General features: G+C 42.9%; 17 protein-coding genes and 1 pseudogene. 13 read left to right on the top strand and 5 right to left on the bottom strand.

Features of this window, described 5'->3' with window-relative positions; translation table 11 throughout:
- Positions 1-174: 174 nt before the first annotated feature.
- Together I3248_RS09510 and I3248_RS09515 are read left to right on the top strand one after the other, a co-directional pair.
- Positions 175-357, top strand: coding sequence for an Arm DNA-binding domain-containing protein (locus tag I3248_RS09510; protein ID WP_238063439.1), 183 nt, complete (start codon positions 175-177; stop codon positions 355-357).
- Positions 358-725: 368 nt separating this feature from the next.
- A complete protein-coding gene (locus I3248_RS09515) occupies positions 726-1,121 on the top strand; it encodes a hypothetical protein (RefSeq protein ID WP_238063441.1) in 396 nt (131 codons plus the stop codon).
- On the opposite strand, the gene I3248_RS09520 is transcribed toward I3248_RS09515, so the two are convergent.
- Positions 1,098-1,412 carry an antibiotic biosynthesis monooxygenase gene (locus I3248_RS09520; protein ID WP_238063442.1) on the bottom strand — a complete coding sequence of 105 codons (315 nt, stop codon included), beginning with the start codon at positions 1,410-1,412 and terminating at the stop codon, positions 1,098-1,100. The two genes, I3248_RS09515 and I3248_RS09520, sit on opposite strands and share 24 nt — an antisense overlap.
- 142 nt (positions 1,413-1,554) lie before the next feature.
- Positions 1,555-1,676 (bottom strand): annotated as a pseudogene (locus I3248_RS09525) (metal-sensing transcriptional repressor); the annotation flags it as partial.
- Between the two features lie 246 nt (positions 1,677-1,922).
- Between I3248_RS09525 and I3248_RS09530 the strand changes: the two are divergent.
- The 3 genes from I3248_RS09530 (at position 1,923) to I3248_RS09540 (ending at position 5,939) form a co-directional block, all read left to right on the top strand.
- On the top strand, positions 1,923-3,734 hold the full coding sequence (locus I3248_RS09530) for a monovalent cation:proton antiporter-2 (CPA2) family protein (RefSeq protein WP_238063443.1): 1,812 nt from the start codon (positions 1,923-1,925) through the stop codon (positions 3,732-3,734).
- A 203-nt stretch (positions 3,735-3,937) separates the two neighbouring features.
- On the top strand, positions 3,938-4,933 hold the full coding sequence (locus I3248_RS09535) for a zinc-dependent alcohol dehydrogenase family protein (RefSeq protein ID WP_238063444.1): 996 nt from the start codon (positions 3,938-3,940) through the stop codon (positions 4,931-4,933).
- Positions 4,923-5,939 (top strand): zinc-dependent alcohol dehydrogenase family protein, encoded by a 1,017-nt coding sequence (locus I3248_RS09540; RefSeq protein ID WP_238063445.1) that lies wholly within the window; start codon positions 4,923-4,925, stop codon positions 5,937-5,939. The genes I3248_RS09535 and I3248_RS09540 overlap by 11 nt, the downstream gene beginning before the upstream one ends.
- A 14-nt stretch (positions 5,940-5,953) precedes the next feature.
- Here I3248_RS09540 and I3248_RS09545 read toward each other — a convergent pair whose 3' ends face one another.
- Positions 5,954-6,853, bottom strand: coding sequence for a LysR family transcriptional regulator (locus I3248_RS09545; RefSeq protein WP_238063446.1), 900 nt, complete (start codon positions 6,851-6,853; stop codon positions 5,954-5,956).
- Between the two features lie 134 nt (positions 6,854-6,987).
- On the opposite strand from I3248_RS09545, the gene I3248_RS09550 reads away from it, so the two are divergent.
- The 3 genes from I3248_RS09550 (at position 6,988) to I3248_RS09560 (ending at position 9,277) form a co-directional block, all read left to right on the top strand.
- Positions 6,988-7,728, top strand: coding sequence for an SDR family oxidoreductase (locus tag I3248_RS09550; protein ID WP_093068595.1), 741 nt, complete (start codon positions 6,988-6,990; stop codon positions 7,726-7,728).
- Between the two features lie 73 nt (positions 7,729-7,801).
- Positions 7,802-8,800: a zinc-binding alcohol dehydrogenase family protein gene (locus I3248_RS09555; RefSeq protein ID WP_238063447.1), complete on the top strand. Its 999-nt coding sequence runs from the start codon at positions 7,802-7,804 to the stop codon at positions 8,798-8,800.
- 192 nt (positions 8,801-8,992) lie between these two features.
- A complete protein-coding gene (locus tag I3248_RS09560) occupies positions 8,993-9,277 on the top strand; it encodes a putative quinol monooxygenase (protein ID WP_093068590.1) in 285 nt (94 codons plus the stop codon).
- 86 nt (positions 9,278-9,363) lie between these two features.
- Here I3248_RS09560 and I3248_RS09565 read toward each other — a convergent pair whose 3' ends face one another.
- Entirely contained in the window at positions 9,364-10,038 is a 675-nt protein-coding gene (locus I3248_RS09565; RefSeq protein WP_238063448.1) for a hypothetical protein, read from the bottom strand.
- A 449-nt stretch (positions 10,039-10,487) separates the two neighbouring features.
- The gene (locus I3248_RS09570; RefSeq protein ID WP_238063450.1) at positions 10,488-10,766 is read right to left on the bottom strand and encodes a hypothetical protein; all 279 of its coding nucleotides are present in this window, start codon (positions 10,764-10,766) and stop codon (positions 10,488-10,490) included.
- 308 nt (positions 10,767-11,074) lie between these two features.
- On the opposite strand from I3248_RS09570, the gene dinB reads away from it, so the two are divergent.
- The 5 genes from dinB to I3248_RS09595 all read left to right on the top strand — a co-directional run bounded on the left by dinB (position 11,075) and on the right by I3248_RS09595 (position 18,935).
- Positions 11,075-12,163 carry a DNA polymerase IV gene (gene dinB / locus I3248_RS09575; protein WP_025644974.1) on the top strand — a complete coding sequence of 363 codons (1,089 nt, stop codon included), beginning with the start codon at positions 11,075-11,077 and terminating at the stop codon, positions 12,161-12,163.
- A gap of 218 nt (positions 12,164-12,381) precedes the next feature.
- Positions 12,382-13,509, top strand: coding sequence for a tRNA preQ1(34) S-adenosylmethionine ribosyltransferase-isomerase QueA (gene queA / locus I3248_RS09580; RefSeq protein ID WP_051397395.1), 1,128 nt, complete (start codon positions 12,382-12,384; stop codon positions 13,507-13,509).
- Positions 13,510-13,740: 231 nt separating this feature from the next.
- Positions 13,741-15,843, top strand: a complete 2,103-nt coding sequence (locus tag I3248_RS09585; protein ID WP_238063451.1) for a peptigoglycan-binding protein LysM — start codon at positions 13,741-13,743, stop codon at positions 15,841-15,843.
- Positions 15,844-15,912: 69 nt separating this feature from the next.
- Complete coding sequence (locus tag I3248_RS09590) at positions 15,913-17,730, top strand: FimV/HubP family polar landmark protein (protein ID WP_238063452.1); 1,818 nt, start codon at positions 15,913-15,915, stop codon at positions 17,728-17,730.
- A 98-nt stretch (positions 17,731-17,828) separates the two neighbouring features.
- Positions 17,829-18,935 (top strand): asparaginase, encoded by a 1,107-nt coding sequence (locus tag I3248_RS09595; protein WP_238063453.1) that lies wholly within the window; start codon positions 17,829-17,831, stop codon positions 18,933-18,935.
- Positions 18,936-18,960: the final 25 nt, after the last annotated feature.

The raw sequence follows: 18,960 nt of genomic DNA on the forward strand, positions 1-18,960 counted from the left end.
CTAATCCATGCATCTGATGTACACTACTATGTACACTGGTTTTTAAATGTACATTAGGGGTGGCAGTCATGGAAGCACGCAAGCCGATCAGCTCTGACCGTAGCATCAGCAGTCATAAAGCCGATGTTAAAGAATATCTGGTCTCTGTCAAAAAACCATCCGATGCTTTATCTCATGGTCAGACCTAATGATACTAAGTCTTGGGTTTATCGCTACCTGTCCCCTACTCATTCAAAAAACAAACGTATATCGCTTGGTGTATATCCAAACGTATCGTTCTCACGTGCCTGTAAAATTTGGTATGAATATGAAGATCTATTAAGCCGCAATATTGACCCTAAACCTTATCGTGAATAAATAAAAAAATAGTCTTATTAGTAAAACTAAAAAATCTTTCAGTAATTTTGCTTGGGAGTATTTCGATAGCTTAGAGTAAACTCAAAAAGGTAACACGCTTGTTCGTAAGAAAGGCCGTTTAGAGCTTATATGTTCTTATATTGGTAATGAACCTATTAGTGAAATTGGCTCACCTAGAATGCTCGAAGTGTTACTAGACATCCAAGCTAATTCATTACATAAAGCTGGTAAGCCCACAGATAAGGCTGAACGCTGTGCAGGTATCGCTAGTGACGTATTTATTTATGCTGGGTCTCGTAGATTTTGTAGCAGCAATCCTGTGGCACTTATTAAGAGCCAATTAGCTAAGTCCAACTATGGTTAAGGATATGGTTGTTCCCCTACCTCTTCAAGCTATAGCTATACTACGTGAACAGCAAAAGATTAATGGTCATACCGAATATGTCTTTTTTAGCGAAACGGCAAAAAAGCACCAGATTATCTCTGAAAATACAGCAAACAAACGCCTCAAGGATTTAGGTTATCAAAACATACATTGTGCTCATGGTTTTAGAGCGACAGCAAAGACACTCTTACAAGAGCAGCTAAAGTATCCGCTTGTGCTTGTAGAGATGGCATTGGGTCATACCACTAAAGATCCTAATGGAAGCGCTTACGGTCGATTTGAGTACATTGATGATCGTAGCGATATGTTGAAGTGCTGCCTTTCATTCAAAATTTCAGGCAGCACCCTCATACATTTAAGCGTAGGTATGAGCTGGTAGTTTACTAGCCAAAACATCTACTTTTTCAATAGACGGTGGCTCTGAAAATAGCTCATCGGCCTGATCCATCAAAGCAGCTGCAACCTTGCCAGATAAATGTGCTTGGCGACCCGCCTCATCAGGAAATGCATCAAAAATACCAAATGTTGTAGGTCCAAGACGTAGGCCAAACCATGCAACTGTCGCAGGTTCTTCCATTACAATAGGTAAACCGCCTTTAAGGAAAGCTTCCACTTCGTCTTCTTTACCCGGTTTAGCTTCAAGACGGACATATAAAGCTGTTTTAAGCATAACTAAAACTCCATAATTATTAGAATCAAAACTGATTCTGACATTGCTAATGTATGGATGTCAGAAAGTTTTGTTGTACAAAAGTTAAAACAATTTCCCATAGCTGAGCCAAAATCTGGGTTTTTATTTCGACATAATGCTATTGTTGCAGAATTGCACCACATTCCACATTGTCTTCTAACGCTTTTTCAATCGCTTGCGTCTGACCTTTGATCTTTCTGACGCGTAGAAGAATCTTTTTTTGTCTCCAACCTGATTAGGCATCAGACCTCCTTATTCGCTAGCATTAATACTATGGTACCCCATAGTATAAAAAAGCAATATTTTTTATAAACCTTAAAAATTTAGGTAGTGTTTCAAATGCAGTGATAAAATTATCCCATTGATTACTTGAAATTCGGGTATAGTGAATAACTGTTTCAACTAACTACAAACCTGTTGCACTTGTGTTTTGAACCTACTTTCTATACTTGAAGTGTCAACAGACTCTATACAAAATCTGAGAAATATATGAGTGCAGAAGCCACATCTATCAGCCTTCTATCCCCTGTCATACTGCTCACAGCGGCAGTGATCTCAGTCCCTTTAATCAAGCGCCTAGGATTAAGCTCGGTATTGGGATATTTAATTGCAGGATTAATTATTGGTCCATTTGGACTAGCGTTTTTCTACGATTCTGAGTCTATTCTGCATATTGCTGAGCTTGGTATTGTGATGTATCTGTTTGTGATTGGACTAGAAATGCGTCCATCGTATTTATGGAGTTTAAGAAAAGAAATTTTTGGATTAGGCACATTACAGATTAGTGCCTGTTCATTGGGGTTAATGGCGGTAGGCTTGGTCTATGGCTATTCTTGGCAAGTGAGTTTTGTATGTGCTGCAGGCTTTGTACTCACCTCGACTGCAATTGTGATGCAACTTTTGGGAGATCGTGGAGACATTGCTCAACCACGAGGACAAAAAATTGTCTCGATCCTGCTGTTTGAAGATTTATTGATTGTCCCTTTATTGGCAATTGTCGCTTTTATCGCACCGAATCATGTTGTTGAAAGTACTTCTGCGCGTTTGCAGAGCATTGGGATTGGTTTAATATCAATTGCAGGTTTAATCGCTGCAGGCTATTGGTTGCTTAACCCTTTATTTCGCTTATTAGCCGCAGCCAAAGCCCGTGAAGTCATGACTGCAGCAGCACTCTTAGTGGTACTCGGCGCAGCATTACTGATGCAAGTCAGTGGCTTATCGATGGCAATGGGGGCATTCCTTGCAGGGGTATTACTCTCCGAATCCACTTTTCGCCATGAGATTGAAGCAGATATTGAACCGTTTCGTGGCATATTGCTCGGATTATTTTTTCTAGCCGTAGGCATGTCATTAGACCTTGACGTCATAAAAAATAACTGGATGTTAATTTTAAGTGCTGTACTTGTGCTGATGTTTGTCAAAGCATCCATCATTTATCTGACTGCACGCTTGGCCAAAAGTTCACACTCTGAAGCACTCGATCGCGCATTACTAATGGCTCAAGGGGGGGAGTTTGCTTTTGTACTCTTTGCTGCCGCCATGAGTGCTCAAATCATTAGTGCTGAGGAAAGCTCAAACCTGACTGCAATTGTAGTCTTGTCGATGATTTTGACCCCCATCATAGGCATTCTGTTTAAACGTTTTACCCAAACTACAGAACAAACTTCTTTAGAAAATATCCGTATTGCTGAAGGACTTTCTGGAAAAGTCCTGATGATTGGTTTCGGTCGTTTTGGACAAGTCTCAAGTCAATTATTGCTTGCCCGAGGCATTGATGTGTCCATCATTGATAATGATATCGATATGATTCAAAACGCTGAAAGATTTGGATTTAAAATTTATTATGGCGATGGTTCTCGTTTAGATATTTTACATGCCTCTGGAGCAGATACGGCTGAAGCCATTGTTGTTTGCGTAGACCACAAAGAAACGACGAATAAGATCGTAGAGTTGGTGCAACATGAATTTCCTATGGCCAAGTTACTGGTTCGCTCTTATGACCGTGAGCATGCGCTGCATTTAGCAAAACAAAATGTGGATTACATGATTCGAGAAACCTTCGAGTCGGCAATGCTATTTGGCGGTGCAATTTTAGAAGAACTGGGTGTTGACCAGAGTAATGTTGAAGAAATTAGCCAAGAAATCCGAGAACTAGACAAAGAACGTTTTGGAACTGAAGTTGCAGCAGATGATGTCTATGCTGGTATCGGCTTGCAATATACAGGACCGCGTCCGACTGCACCTTTAATTAAACCAAAGCACGCAGGGCAAATGCTGAATGAAGATGGCACTCAGCAATAATTTCACGTATTAAATCCAAATAAAAAAGAGGTCTGTGTAGATCTCTTTTTCGGTAAGCATCTGCTGAACCCCACCTCTTTAGTGAGCGAATGATATTTATTATTCATTATTTAGGAATTATTAAATCCTATAAATATCATTTATTGGATTAATTTACTTTGGTATTGTGCATGTCATCCCCCAGTTAAAAATAAGGAACAACTATGAATAAGATGATGAATGCGCTTATCCTAGAAAATTTTGGTGATCATGAATTTAAACGTGTAGAACTCCCTATACCTCAACCAGAGGCTGGGCAAGTTCTAGTACGTATTCATGCCAGTGGTGTAAACCCTATTGATTATAAAATTCGTCTTGGTGAAGCAACATATGCTATGCCAGAGCTTCCTGCCGTGTTGGGAACGGATATGGCTGGGGTTGTAACTGCTGTTGGTGAAGGTGTCACCCACTTCAACGTCGGAGATGAAGTTTACGGTCTGATTGGTGGCGTTCGTGGTCTTCAAGGATCTTTAGCAGAATATGTTGTAGCAGATGCTGATCTGATCGCATTAAAGCCACGGAATATCTCTATGCGCGAGGCAGCAGTACTACCATTGACGTTCCTCACCGCTTGGGAAGGTTTAGTGGATAATGCGAAGGTCCAACCAGGGCAAACTGTACTGGTTCAAGGTGGTGCTGGTGGCGTTGGTTATATGGTGGTTCAGCTTGCAAAAGCGCTTGATGCAAATGTTTGGGCGACTGCTCGTACCGCTGATCAATCACTGATTTCAGAACTCGGTGCAACACCTCTCGATTACACAACAGCATCTTCCGATGACATTATTGCTGCAAGCCCTGAGGGTCAAGGTTTTAACATTGTTTACGACACTGTGGGTGGTCCAGTACTCGAAGCGTCACTTTCCATGACGACTCACTATGGCCACATCACCAGCTGTGCTGCATTTGGCAATCATAATTTAGCGAATTCATCTCTACGGTGTGCCACAGTGTCTGGCGTATTCGTCCTAATGCCGACGTTAACAGGCAATCGCCGTTCTCATCATGGTGATATCCTTAAGACCGCAACTCGTCTCGTTGAGGAAGGTAAACTGCGTGCTATTGTTGATCCTCGTCATTTTACTCTAGACCAAGCGATTGAGGCTCATGATGCTGTTCAAAATCGCTCTGCCAATATTAAGGTAGTTATCGATGTCATTTAACGCACTTCAGGCCAAGACTTGGCGCTTCAATTGTATTGGAGATACAGATGTTCTGACATTAGAAACACTTCCTGTTGCTTTACCAGCCGCAGGAGAAGTTCTAATACAGATGAAAACGATCGGACTCAACCGAGCCGATGTAATGTTTCGGCGTGGTACTTATATTCAAAAGGCAGTATTCCCTTCTCGTCTGGGATATGAGGGAGCAGGCATAGTTCTTGCGGTAGGTGAAGGTGTACGCCAATTTTCTCCAAGAGATGCAGTATCGATTCTTCCGACTGACAATCTAGCCAAATATGGGACATATGCGGACAAGCTTCTGATTCCAGAAACTTTTTTAGTTCACAAACCCGATAGTTTAAGCTGGGAAGAAGCTTCTTCAATCTGGATGCAGTATTTGACGGCTTGGGGTGGTGTAATCCATGCTGGTGGATTATCGAAAGGAAAAACGATCTTGATCACAGCAGCTTCAAGTAGCGTAGGACTAGCTGCGATACAGATAGCTGAAGCAGCGGGTGCCAAGGTCATTGCAAGTACACAGACGATAGAGAAAAAGCAGCGTTTACTGGATCTCGGTGTTAAAAATGTTATAGCCAGTGAAGATGAACCCGATTTGTATGAGGCCCTTGTTTTACGTTTAGGTGGAGAACATCTTGATGTCGCCTTCGATGCTGTAGGAGGGCCACATATTGAACAGATTGCAAAAGCGATGTCTGTAGGAGGAACTATGGTTATGCATGGTGCACTTAGCCCGGAGAACACACCATTTCCCCTTAAAGTTGCATTACGCAAGAGCTTAACCATGCGAGGTTTTTTGTTCCTTGAGGTTCTCCATGACCCTGTTCTAAGGGAGCAAGCCAGACGATTTATTCTTAGCAGTATAGGTGCAGGATATCTTCGTCCAGTGATCGACCGTTGCTTTAACTTTGAGGACATGCATGACGCTCAGCGATATCTTGAATCAAATCAGCAAATAGGAAAAATCGTAGTTACTCTAAATACATGATGGTCTTATCTGATTCAGGTTTCTATATGGCCCAGCACTTCCACTAAGTAATCAAACAATGCTCGGATTCGCAAAGGTGTCGGGCCTCGCTGTGGACGATATAAATACAGGCGCCAAACGGGAGAGGTTTCCTCATGAAGTATATGAATGAGCTTACCACTCCTAAGCCACGGCAAAACTAGAAATCCAGGCATGTGTCCGAATCCAACTCCAGCGAGAATAGCTTGAAATTCAGCTTCTAGATCATCTGTAATAAAACGGGGATTTGATGGCGTAAAGCTTCGACTTTCGGTGAATGTCCATGGCCAGTAACGCCCTGTTTTATGATCGAATAGTGCTGTTAGAGGGTATTTATCAAGGTCAATAATTTTTTTGGGCATTCCAACCTTATCAATTAACTCTGGCGTACCCACAGAATAAAATTTCACTTTAGCCAATTCCCTTGCCACATATCGATTGTCCGGCAAAAATCCAAATCTGATCCCGATATCTATCCGCTCATCGATCACATCCGAGTGTGAATCTGTTAGCACACAATCCACGACAATATCTGGATAACGTGTGGCAAATTCTGCTAGTGCAGGTACTACCACTTTACGCCCTAACACAGACGACACAGTAAGACGGACAGTCCCACGCATTTCATCTCGTTTTTCCTTGGTGTCTTTTACAAGCAAAGCATCGATCGATTCCACCGCAAGACGTGCTTGCTTTGCCAGACGCTCACCATCAGCGGTAATTTTAATTTGTCGAGTACTCCTGTAAAACAAAATCTCTCCGCGCTGCTCTTCTAGCTCTTTTATTGCCCGTGTCACTACCTGCGGGGAAATACCCAGCTGAGTTGCTGCCTCTTTAAAATTTCGAGACTCTGCTGCGACACAAAAGATACGCATCATTTCCAATTTGTTCTGCATGTCCAATCCTGTGTTATGCTAATTATTCCGCAAATAGGAATTATGAAAGATAATATTATTCATTTATTATACCTAACAAGGCTGTAATACTTAACCCTCAAATATGATTGACAAATAGGTTGAAGGTTACTTGTATGAATAATATAGAAAATAAAGTTATTGTTATCACTGGTGCAAGTAGTGGTTTAGGTGAAGCTACTGCTCGCTTACTTGCTAAAAAAGGTGCAAAGGTTGTAATTGGTGCTAGACGTACTGAAAAATTAGAGGCTATTGTTCACGACATTCGTGCTGAAGGTGGTCAAGCTGAATTTATTGGTGTGGATGTAACCAAACCACATGAAGTACAAGCACTTATTGAAAAGGCATTAAGCGCATTTGGTCAAATCGATGTATTGGTAAACAATGCTGGATTAATGTCTATTGCACCATTAAGTGAGCTAAAAGTTGATGAATGGGATCGTATGATCGACATTAATATTAAAGGTGTTCTTTATGGAATAGCAGCTACCCTACCTGTTTTCCAAAAACAAAACTTTGGACACTTTATTAACCTCTCATCTGTTGCAGGGGTAAAAGTATTTAGTCCAGGAGGTACGGTTTATAGCGGTACTAAGTTTGCTGTAAGAGCCATCTCTGAAGGCCTTCGTCATGAAGTTGGGGAAACAATTAGAACGACTACTATTGAGCCTGGTGCAATTGAGTCAGAACTAAAATTCGGTTCTTCTCATAAAGAAAGTTCAGAGTTTGTTACTGATTTCTACAAACAAGCCATACCAGCTGACTCAGTCGCTCGAGCAATTGCTTATGCAATTGAACAGCCTGCGGATGTAGATATTAATGAAATTGTTTTGCGCCCAACGAGCCAAGAGTTTTAATGATTGAATAACATAAAATGGGAGCACTTCGCTCCCATTTTTACTCTATTTTTTTAAAGCTGAGGACAAATCTATGAAAGCCGTATCGTATATTATAAATAACCATGATGATTTTAAAAATTCATTGGTAGATATTGAAAAAGCGAAGCCTACGCTTAAGGAGCGTGATGTACTGGTAAAAGTTCAGGCAATCTCTGTGAATCCAGTTGATACCAAAGTGAGAAAAAATTCGTCTGAAGCAGACGATCGTATTTTAGGTTGGGATGCCGTTGGGGAAATTATTGAAGTTGGCTCAAAAGTTACCTCGTTTAAAGTAGGAGATTCTGTTTGGTATGCTGGCGATTTAACCCGAGATGGTAGTAATGCTGAGTATCAAGCAGTCGATGAACGAATTATCAGTCTTAAACCAATTACAGTATATAATGCAGAAGCAGCAGCATTGCCATTAACTGCAATAACGGCATGGGAAATGCTGTTTGATCGGTTTCAAATTTCAGAAACAGAAGTTGGCAGTATTTTAATTATTGGTGGTGCAGGAGGTGTAGGATCAATCGCTATCCAACTCCTAAAAGCAAAAACAAATCTGACCGTTATAGCAACAGCTTCACGTGAAGAAACGAAATCTTGGGTGGAATCACTTGGTGCCGACCATGTCATTGATCATAGCAAAGATTTAAATGCACAAATCGAGACACTAGGCATTGCAAAACCAAAATACGTATTCTCTACCAATCATACAGAAACGTATATCGAGCAAATAGTTTCTCTGATTGCACCACAAGGCAAGCTTGGGTTGATCGATGATCCACAAACATTTGATATTATGCCGTTTAAGACTAAATCTATTTCTATCCATTGGGAGTTGATGTTCACTCGTTCAATGTATGAAACCGATGATATTGAAAAGCAAGGTGATCTGTTGCAACAGGTTGCCCAATTAGTTGACCAGCAAAAAATTAGAAGTACCCTCAACCAAAATCTAGGCAACATTAACGCTGCAAACTTGGAGAAGGCGCATAAGTTGCTTGAATCAGGCAAGTCAAAAGGCAAAATTGTACTAGAAAACTTCTAGGGCGTGTCCCTAATTCAAACGTTTATGACTAAATGGGCTAAAAATGGCTAAATCTTTGGCAAACGGTGTCAAATAGCTGGTCAATATCTTGATATTACCTGCGCTATTTTCCTTGTTTGCCTGCGATTTATCTCATTTTTATCACCACTTTTAAAATAGGGCCAAGCCCTAAAACAAATTCAAGGTGAAATAATGACTATTTCAATAATTGCGAACTTTAAGGCAAAATCAGATCAAAAAGAGACGTTAGAAGCGCTTTTAAAAAGTGTAATAGAGCCTACGCTTCAAGAAGAAGGGTGCTTGAAATATGAGCTTTATATTAGCGAAAATGACTCGAGTGAATATTTCTTCTTAGAAGAATGGCGTAGCAGGGAGGATTTAGATATCCATATGGCCTCTGATTATATTCAAAGTTTATTTGGTAATATCCAATCGCTCATTGAATCAAGTGATATTGTAGAAATCAAAAAAATATAGCTGTATATAGAAAATACCGCTAACCATTAAGCTTAGCGGTATTTTTTTGTCTATTGCTTCTACACATCTACCTTCTATAAAAAACCCTACTCCGCTGCGTCTATCTTTTCATTGAGCGCGTCTGCCATGGCATCATCGATAATATGATCTTCGATATAATTGACGACAGCGTGGACAGTAGTCAAGTCCATCTCTCTGATGCCTAATTTATTGAGCTCAGCGTTAATAGACTCTAAGCTTATGACATCGTCAGGATTTCCCAATAGATGCTCATCAAAACCGTCGTGAACGAACCAATAAAGCTTCTCAAGTACGGTGTTCTTTTCGGTCAAAGTCGAGTAGCCATCGCCTTGGATGAATAAATTAAAATGATACGGTATTTTGATATCATTGATATAAAAGGTGCGTAGACAGTCGATGGTAAAAGCTTGTGCATTATAAATGTCATCATTAGCGCTCTCTTTAACAAGCTCGCTCAACAGCTGATAGTCGCCTACTTTGATTTTATGATTATAAATGATAGCGGCATCGCCAATAGCGTCAAAAATCACGGCGCTGATATCTAAGCTATTATCGTCGATGTCATAAAAGGCTTTTAGCGCGGGCAAAAATTCGGTGAGCTTGTCGTCAGGCACTTCGGTCAAAAACTGCTGCTCATAGATAGTAATCATGTCATCAGGAGAATAGAGATTAACGTTATCTTTCTCATTTCTACCTGTGGGTATCAGTGGAATCAGGTTAAAGGGATTGTTATTGGTCATGCAAAGCGGCCTTGTACTAGAGATTTGCGGTATTGATGTCTGTGGCTATTATTCTAGCGTGTAGCACCGATTAAGGCATCACAGAATCTATGACAGGCATTATCGCTTATTTAGGCTTGTTTTGATATATGCTCTACTCTCGCAAAACTCCAAGTATAAAAGTAACAGGGTTAAGTGGCACGTAGACTAGGGTTTTAGTCTCATAGACTTATAAGTGGTTATATAGGCGATTGTCTTACATATCGCAAATCGACATTGCTAATAACTATGGATTTATCGGATCATTTGTCAAAAACCCTCTATAGCTATTTTCTAAATATCTCTTAGAAGATAGCTATAGAGAGTTAAGTCATACTCTTATAGAGTCATCATATAGTAACGTTTATCACGATATAACAAGGCAACTCTTCGATCTTAAATTCTGGGCTAAATGATAATATTACTTCAAACTAAATAGCCATACTAACCGGACTAAATTCTTCTTCTATAGGACTTTGTCCGACTGCGACTATCCTTATAGGTACCGCAAAAGCCCAAGCTCTACCATGATTACAATAAAAATAATCATTATCAAAAGACACGATATAAGCGGTGAAGTCGTTACCATAGTGATCTAACATGGCCTCCTCATCACTCTCATCGCTTATGGCGCACCAAACTTCTGTACTGCCACTCATCAGCATTGAACGGGTCAAATCACTACCTACTATTTTAGTACTATTCATCATAAGCTCCTTAATTATTGAAACTCTAAAATGTACCGATCGGCCAATAAATACTTAGAGTTCTATCCATCTTAGCTCGACCCTGAACTAAATAATTATTGATTATAACTTCACAGTTTTCATATTAATTATAACGAATGAGATATCTGTTTAGAATAGTACAAATATACTACTGTAAAGAACAATCTACAATAAAAGGTACTCATACAAGGATGAACGGTAGCTTAAATAAAGGCAAGGTTGGTATGAAAGGAGTCTTATCTAGAATATTGATCCGTAAAATATCCTTAAATTAAGGTAAAATAGTACCTATGACTGCCTCAACCCAACCGACTCTGCGCAAAATTATTCATTTAGATATGGACGCATTTTATGCCAGTGTTGAACAGCGCGATTTTCCAGAGTTAAGGGGCAAGCCTCTAGTCGTCGGTGGTGATCCTAATGGCCGCGGAGTGGTCGCTGCTGCCAGCTATGAAGTACGCAAGTTTGGGGTACGCTCTGCGATGTCTTGCTATGAAGCGCGCAAACGCTGTCCTGAGGTGCTTTTTGTCAGGCCACGGTTCGATGTTTACCGCGCCGTTAGCGCCGATATTCGCAAAATCATGCATCGCTTGACCCCGCTAGTCGAGCCGCTGTCCTTAGATGAGGCTTATCTTGACGTTACAGGCTTGAGTGCTCATAAAGGCTCAGCGACCTTGATGGCGAACTGGTTACGCGCGCAGATACTTGAGCAGACCGGTCTTAACGCTTCTGCTGGCGTGTCCTTTAATAAAATGCTGGCAAAAATCGCCTCGGACATCAATAAGCCCAATGGTATCGCCGTGATCACCCCAGCGGACGCTGAGGCTTTTATTAGTAGCCTACCAATTGAGCGCTTTCACGGGATTGGCAAGGCCACCGCTAAGCGTATGCATGCGCTAGGTATCAGTACTGGTGCAGATCTGCGCCGTACTGAGGCGACGCTACTGGTCAATGAGTTTGGTAAACGCGGTCAGTTTTATTACGATATTGCCCATGGCAAGGATTTGCGCCAAGTTAAAGCCGAGCGTCAGCACAAGTCAGTAGGCTCAGAGACGACTTTTCGAGATAACTTGAGTGCGGATGCGCCTTTACTTGCGCAGATTTATGAGCAAAATGCTGACGCCTTTAGTCAATTGCAAAAAAAACAGCTTATTGCTTATACCATCACTTTAAAAGTTAAGTATGCTGACTTTACGCAGATCACGCGCTCACACACCTTGTCCACCGCGTTTACTAGCGCAGAATCGGCTCACTATTGGCTTGATAAACTGTTTGCTGATATCGCCCGAACGCTGCCGATCAGGCTCGTCGGCGTCACTTACTCTTCTTTAGCGCCAGCGAGTCAGAGCTTACCGCAGCTAAATCTATTTGATTTTTAGTTTTGGTTCTAGCTGATACTTTTTGCCCTTTTACCACTGTCTACCTTTCTACGATCGGTTCAAAAACAACAGCTAGCAAACGACTTAGAAGTTATCCCCTCAAGACTACTTTCTGCTACAATTATGCCAAAATCTCTCTCATTAATGATCGAATCATAACCAATATGGATCCTACTATTTTGACCGAACCTGCCTCTATTGCCGATGAACCAGCAGCTATGGATACTCCTAACTACCTAAGCGTCAGCGACTATGATTATGAGCTGCCTGATCATCTAATCGCTCGTTATCCTCTCGCTGAGCGCTCAGCCTCTAAGCTACTTTATTTACCGGCTAATACTGATGAGGCGGCAGTTGCACCGATCGATCATTTATTCACCGACTTGCCAGCGCTACTCAATACTGGCGATTTAATTGTCTTTAATGATACTAAAGTCATGAAAGCGCGCTTGTTCGGCCAAAAGGACACTGGCGGCAAAATTGAGGTGTTAATCGAGCGACTACTTGAGCGCGATGATGTCGATAGTGATACTCTCAACATAGCAAAAGCAGCAACAACTCATCCACATCTAGCGCTATGCCATGTCAAAGCCAGCAAAGCACCTAAGCTTGGGCAGCAGCTGTTATTGGCTGATGGTCATATCGAAGCACTTATGGTCGGCCGTGAAGAGAACCTATTTATCTTAGCTTTCGCCGCGCCTATTTTGCCTGATTTAGAGCGCTATGGCGAGCTGCCGATACCGCCTTATTTTGAGCGCCATGCTGATGCAACTGACAACACTCGTTATCAGACCGTCTTTCACGACCCGGCCAAGCTTGCCAGTGTCGCTGCGCCTACTGCTAGCCTGCATTTCGATGAAAAAGTGCTATCAATGCTCAAAGATAAAGGCATCAATAGCGCTTTTGTCACCCTGCATGTTGGTGCAGGTACTTTTGCCCCTGTCAAAGCCGACAATCTTCTCAACCACACTATGCACAGCGAGTATGCGCACTTGCCGCAAGCGACTGCTGATCTGATCAATCAGACTCACGCTAATGGCAATCAAGTCATTGCTATTGGTACGACTGTCACTCGAGTACTAGAGAGTGCTTATCAGCAGACGGCAGTCAATGGGCAGCCGCTAGCCAGTTGGTCTGGTGATACAGATATCTTTATTTATCCTGGTTTTAAATTTGGAGTAATAGACCGGCTACTTACTAACTTTCATCTACCAAAATCGACCTTGTTAATGCTAGTTGCGGCCTTCGCTGGTAAGTCGGCTATCGAGCACGCTTATCAGCATGCTATTGAGCAGCAGTATCGTTTCTTTAGTTATGGTGATGCGATGCTTTTGGATAAAGCTTAAGACGGCCTATAGGTCACTTGCTAGAACAAATCGGCTTAGCATAGTAAGGTGAGGTTTAGTACCATTGAGTAAGACTATTGCACGCAGTTTAAAAAACTCTAGAATATTGCTGCGTTTTAATGTTGCTTAACGTTATAATTCAGTTAATATGTTTATGGTGTATTAGCATCAGCTTAATACCTTATAGACTTTAACTTGCTATACTCTCAATGGCTACTCAAAGGGCAGCGCATGGCTTGGCAATTACCTTATCGACCGACTCGTCTTCATTATGCAGTGTCTGCAGCGCTATTGTGTTCAATGGGCAGCGCTATATTGTTGCCAGCAGCCATGGCGGCGACTATCGGTAAAACAACCATTACCTCAGCACAGCATGAGCCGCTTGTCGCTATTATTAGCATCTCTGACATCGAATCCTCAGACTTCTCAGCCAATTTGGCCAACCCTAAGGTGTATAAACAGCTAGGATTGACCCCGACTGATGCCATGTCCGTGAGCTTTATCCCTACTTCTGCTAGCACCGGACAGCTTATGATAAGCACCTCTCAGCCAGTCTCAAAGCCTTTTGCCGATGTGGTATTAGCAATCAACGACAATGGTCAGCGCAATACAGTGCCAAAAACCTTGCTGATGCCTCTAGGCTCTGCTCAGCCAGCGAAACGCTCAGAACGTGTAAAATCTGCAAAACCTATAGTCGCTCGTGCTCCTAAACCCAATTTACCAGTGATTTCAGCGCCAACTGTAACATCGCCAGTCACCAAAAAAGCGCCCATTGTTGCTACTAGCAGCACTAAACCCTTAGCAGTTAAACGCGAAGCGCCGCCGCCTTTATTTGCGCCGTCTAGCTCAGCGGCTAATTCAGGCACCATCAATACCGCAAATTCCAAAAATAGTAGCGCTCTACCTATTGCGCGCGTAGCAGCGGCTCCAAATCTACCGCTAGCGCCGGCGTCAAGATTTGACCTCGAAACGACTGCTAACCCTGCGCCATCGATGGCCAAAACTAATACGCTAGATATAAAAAACAATCGCCGTGTAAGTAGCCGCCCTACTCAACCAAGTCCCCCTAACGGCGATATCCCTATCAATGCTAGCGCCAAAGCTTTGCAGCCAATCTCGAACCGTAATGAGACAGCTATCAGCGTTGAAGATATTAATAGCGTTGAAGATATTAATAGCGTTGAAGATGTTAAAAGTGTTGAAAAACTTAAAAGTGTGGAAGGTTTGGTAAAAGCGTCAACTTCGGTAGCATCTGCTGATGCGGCGACTAACGTGCAGCAAACCTTATTAGCGCAAACGTCAGCCAATAACCGTACCCAAAATAATCAGCCTTCTTTAGAAAACCAAACTGCTAAAACCAGCAGTACGTATAGTAATACGCTAAATATACAAGTCTCGCGGCAGATTACCGTGCTTAATAGCCCTATTAACAAAGTCGATAGTACTGATAGCCCTACTTTGGCGCTGAGTTTCGATGAGAGTATGGCTTCGCTGAACTCAGATGATACTGCCAAGCTAAAGAGTCAAGTAGCGGATCACTTAGCAACTGCCGCAGATAGCGCAGCGCCTGAGCCTGTAGCGACTAGTAAGGACGCCGCTGATAGCGCTTCTGCCAGTACCATCAGCGCTCGCCGCGAGACTGCAGCAACCGATAGCTTGCCAGTCGCTAATGAGAAAATGGTTAGCTATACCGTACAGCGTAACGACAACCTATGGCTGATCTCCAAGCAAATCGCTGAGCAGAATAATCTTGATATATCAGCGGTGATGAGTCAGATCAAAACGCAAAACCCCAATGCTTTTATCAATCAAGACGCCGATCAGCTCAAAGCCAATGCCGAGTTGCGTTTACCTAATTATGAGGTGATACCCTCACAAAGCAGTATCCAAGCCGCCATATCTGAACAGCGAGCACGCTATCTACGAGCCAATAAAAAAACTGCTAAAGCATCTAGCAAAAAAGCAGCAGCGGACAATACTACAAGTGCAGCCTCAGTATCCTCGCAGATAGCCCAAGCAAAACCAACTAAGTCGGCTAATAGCACAGCAAAACCTACGACTCGAACACTGCCACAAGCACGTTTTTCGGTAGTGGCTCCAGGGGGTAAAGGTCAAGCTGATGGCACTCAAACCAAAGCAGCTGCGGCGGCAGGCAATGGGTTAAGTACTGAGGTTCTCGCTTCCCTAAAGTCGTCTCGGCAGCGCACTGCTACGCAAGCTCAGCGCACAAAACTGATGAATAATAGCCTTGGTAGTTATACACAAAAACTGCAACTACAAAATCAAAAACTGGCTGAGCTTGAGGCTCGACTAAAAAAATTACGCAATCAATAACCGCTTAGCTGACTAGCAACACTTGCTCTGAGCTTGCTATACTCAGCACGAATAGTCGTAGGAATCATTATGGATAATATGCTATATATCATTGCAGGACTAATCATTGTTTTACTAATAGCTGTGTTGATTATGCGTAGGCAAAAAGCGCAGCCAACCGCTAGACATATAGACGATGCTCAGTCCGGCACTAGACGCGTGCCTACCGACTATGATGCGGCTCATACCAATGCAACAGCAGGCGCTACTAAGTTTGACAATTTGACTGTCGCTGAGCGGTTTATCGATCAGCAGCGTTATGACAAAGCAATCGAGGTACTAGAGCGCGGCCTTATCCAAAAGCCTCATGATGCTAAGCTGTCACTCAAGCTTCTCAACATCTATGCCCTGACTACGCAGACTGAGAATTTTTATAGAACTTATGACGCTATCAGTGCTCATTGCGATGCCGCTACTATCGCCCAAGCCAAAGACCTAAAGGCACTATTTGACCAAGAACATTCTCAGACGCCTATAGCAGCACGTGACGATACCCATGCTAATGATCAGCAGCAGGCAGTAGCAGCGGATTACGATAGCCTCGACTTCGATGTCGCAAGCGTTTCTAATAAAACGCAGAGTCATCAACAGGATAAATTCAGTACGTCTCAAGAAACTGCGGCGAGTACTGACTCTATTACTGACTTAGACTTTGTATCTTCGGCTCCATCAGCGAGCTCTTTTAATGAGAGTACTATCACTGATGATACGAGTAGCAATGACAGTGCTGACGCTATCTTTGATCTGACCTTAGATGATTTAGAGAGTGAAAGTTTTGATGAGGCTACTGCTAATACAGCCCGCAATCTATCTGTTAACGATTCTGGCTTAGATAGCCATACTTTGAGCTTAGACGAGCAGTTTGAGAGCGATAGTACTGCTGCATCTACACCTGTCAAAGATAGTCAGGAGAGTAATCTTATCAGCGAAGATTTTAGTGCTGCTGAAGCTCGCTCTAATGAAGTGAGCTTTGATGAAGTAAGCTCTGATAAATTGAATCTTGATGAAGACTTTAGCCTTGATTTTGATGAGCCGGCGGCGGACTCCCTGAGCAGTGAGACGGTAGCGCTGCAACCTACCGACAGTCAAAATGACAATTTACAAGAAGATTTTGTACTAGATTTTGATGATCTAGCATCAGATAACCCTTCAAATAGCGATACAGGCATAAGCACCGACCTGAACACCGACATAAATATTGATACTATTGGCGACTCTGAGCTTGCTGCTTCTGTTCTTACGACTGAAGAAGAGACAGCGGACGTCTCTAGTTTTGACTTGGATTTGAGCTTAGACGATGATAGCTCAAGCGAGCTGCAACTAGACGCTTTATCATTAGACAGTTTAGAACAAACAAACACCCAAGAGACGGTAAACGACAATAGCACTTTAGCAGTAGAAGAAAACTTATCCTCTACTGCGTCATCCAATTCTATCGAGACACTCACTACCGAGCTAGATGATTTCGACTTCGATTTAACTGATTCGCAGCCTATTAAGAATGAGCCAAGCACGACTGAAACTGACTCTCCTTTGATGTTCGATGACGAGACGCCTTTTGAGGAAGATTTTAGTCTCGATGATTCTATCTTCGAAGACGCAGCCACGACAGCTAGCCCAGTCGTCACAGAGGACAAAGCAGATAATACAGACTTTGCGGCGCAGTTTGCCGCGGATTTTGACTTCGTTAATGATTTAGATAATCAACAAATCACTCTAGACTTAGCAGCAAAATATTTGGAGCTTGGTGAATACGATAGCGCCAAACGTTTACTCAGCGAAGTTATTGCGCAAGGCAGTAGCGCTCAACAGGCTCAGGCACAAACGCTATTAGAGCGCACTGTATAAAGTGATAGGCGGCTTGGTTTAATAGAGCCATACCGCCTTACTTTTCTTTTTTATCGTCATCTCATCAACGGTTTTTAATAACATTTTGCGACTTAAATATGGCTTCACGTTCCACATTATCATCTCTCAACTCGCAGTCTGTACAGCTGATTTATGCAGGCGGCACCTTTGGCAGTTATGGGCGGCCACTAGCGCCGCTTGCCGCCGAAGTGTTCTTACCCGCCTTACAGCAACTTGTCACTGAGCACGATGATGCCGCTTTTTTACCTAAGCTGTGTTGGTTAGATAACTCGCTTATCAAAGACAGTAGCCAATTAACGCCAAGCGACTTTGTACATTTTTATACGCTGTTACTCTCGGCCTATCAAGCTGGCGAGCGCCAGTTTGTGCTGATCACAGGGACTGACACCTTAAGCTACTTAGGAGCGTTTTTGGCAGAAGCTTTTGCCGGTTCTGACATCAGTATTACTCTCACAGGTAGCATGCGTCCACTACTAGATAGCGAAGAGCTGCACGCTTATAAAATCGACAGTCACGGTGATGCTTGGGATAATTTTCGTGAGGCTCTGCGCTTAGCAGCAGCGGGGCAATCAGGGGTGAAGATATGTTTTGGTGGTGAGTCTTGGCCGGCGCAAACGGTACAAAAGATTCATAGCCATGATTTTATGGCCTTTACCGGTCATCACCGCGCCGCCTATCCTGATAATAGCTATATAGATAAGCTGACAGATACTCGCCGGCAGCATTGGCTTGATGACCAACAACAAGTTTTGGCAGCGGTACAAAATCAGCCACATAACGCTCATGTTCATGCACTTTACTGCTTGCCTAACGATCCAAGCGTGCTCAGCGAGCAGTTACAAGCGCTGCTGTCAAAACCGCCATGCGCCATTATCTTATTAGGGTTTGGCAGCGGCAACGTACCTTACTCGCCGCAGCTTGCCGAGGCGCTACAAGCGGCTTATAAACAAGGCCATATGGTAGTCTGCGCAAGCCAATGCCCATTTGGCGGCGTGAGTAGCAGTTACGCCGCGGGCAGCTGGCAATATGATTATCACGTCATCGCTGGTGGACGCCTCACTCTCTCTGCGATCTACGCGCGCCTACTATGGTTATTGCTACGTTACGACACCCCTGCCCGTAGACGTCAGCGCTGGACTTATAGCGTTAACCAAGCAGGAACTTCTACGAGTCGTCAGCGCTAAACAATCCCAAACTCATAAAATAAGC

This window comes from Psychrobacter sp. Ps3 (assembly GCF_022129275.1).
Classification (GTDB): domain Bacteria; phylum Pseudomonadota; class Gammaproteobacteria; order Pseudomonadales; family Moraxellaceae; genus Psychrobacter; species Psychrobacter submarinus.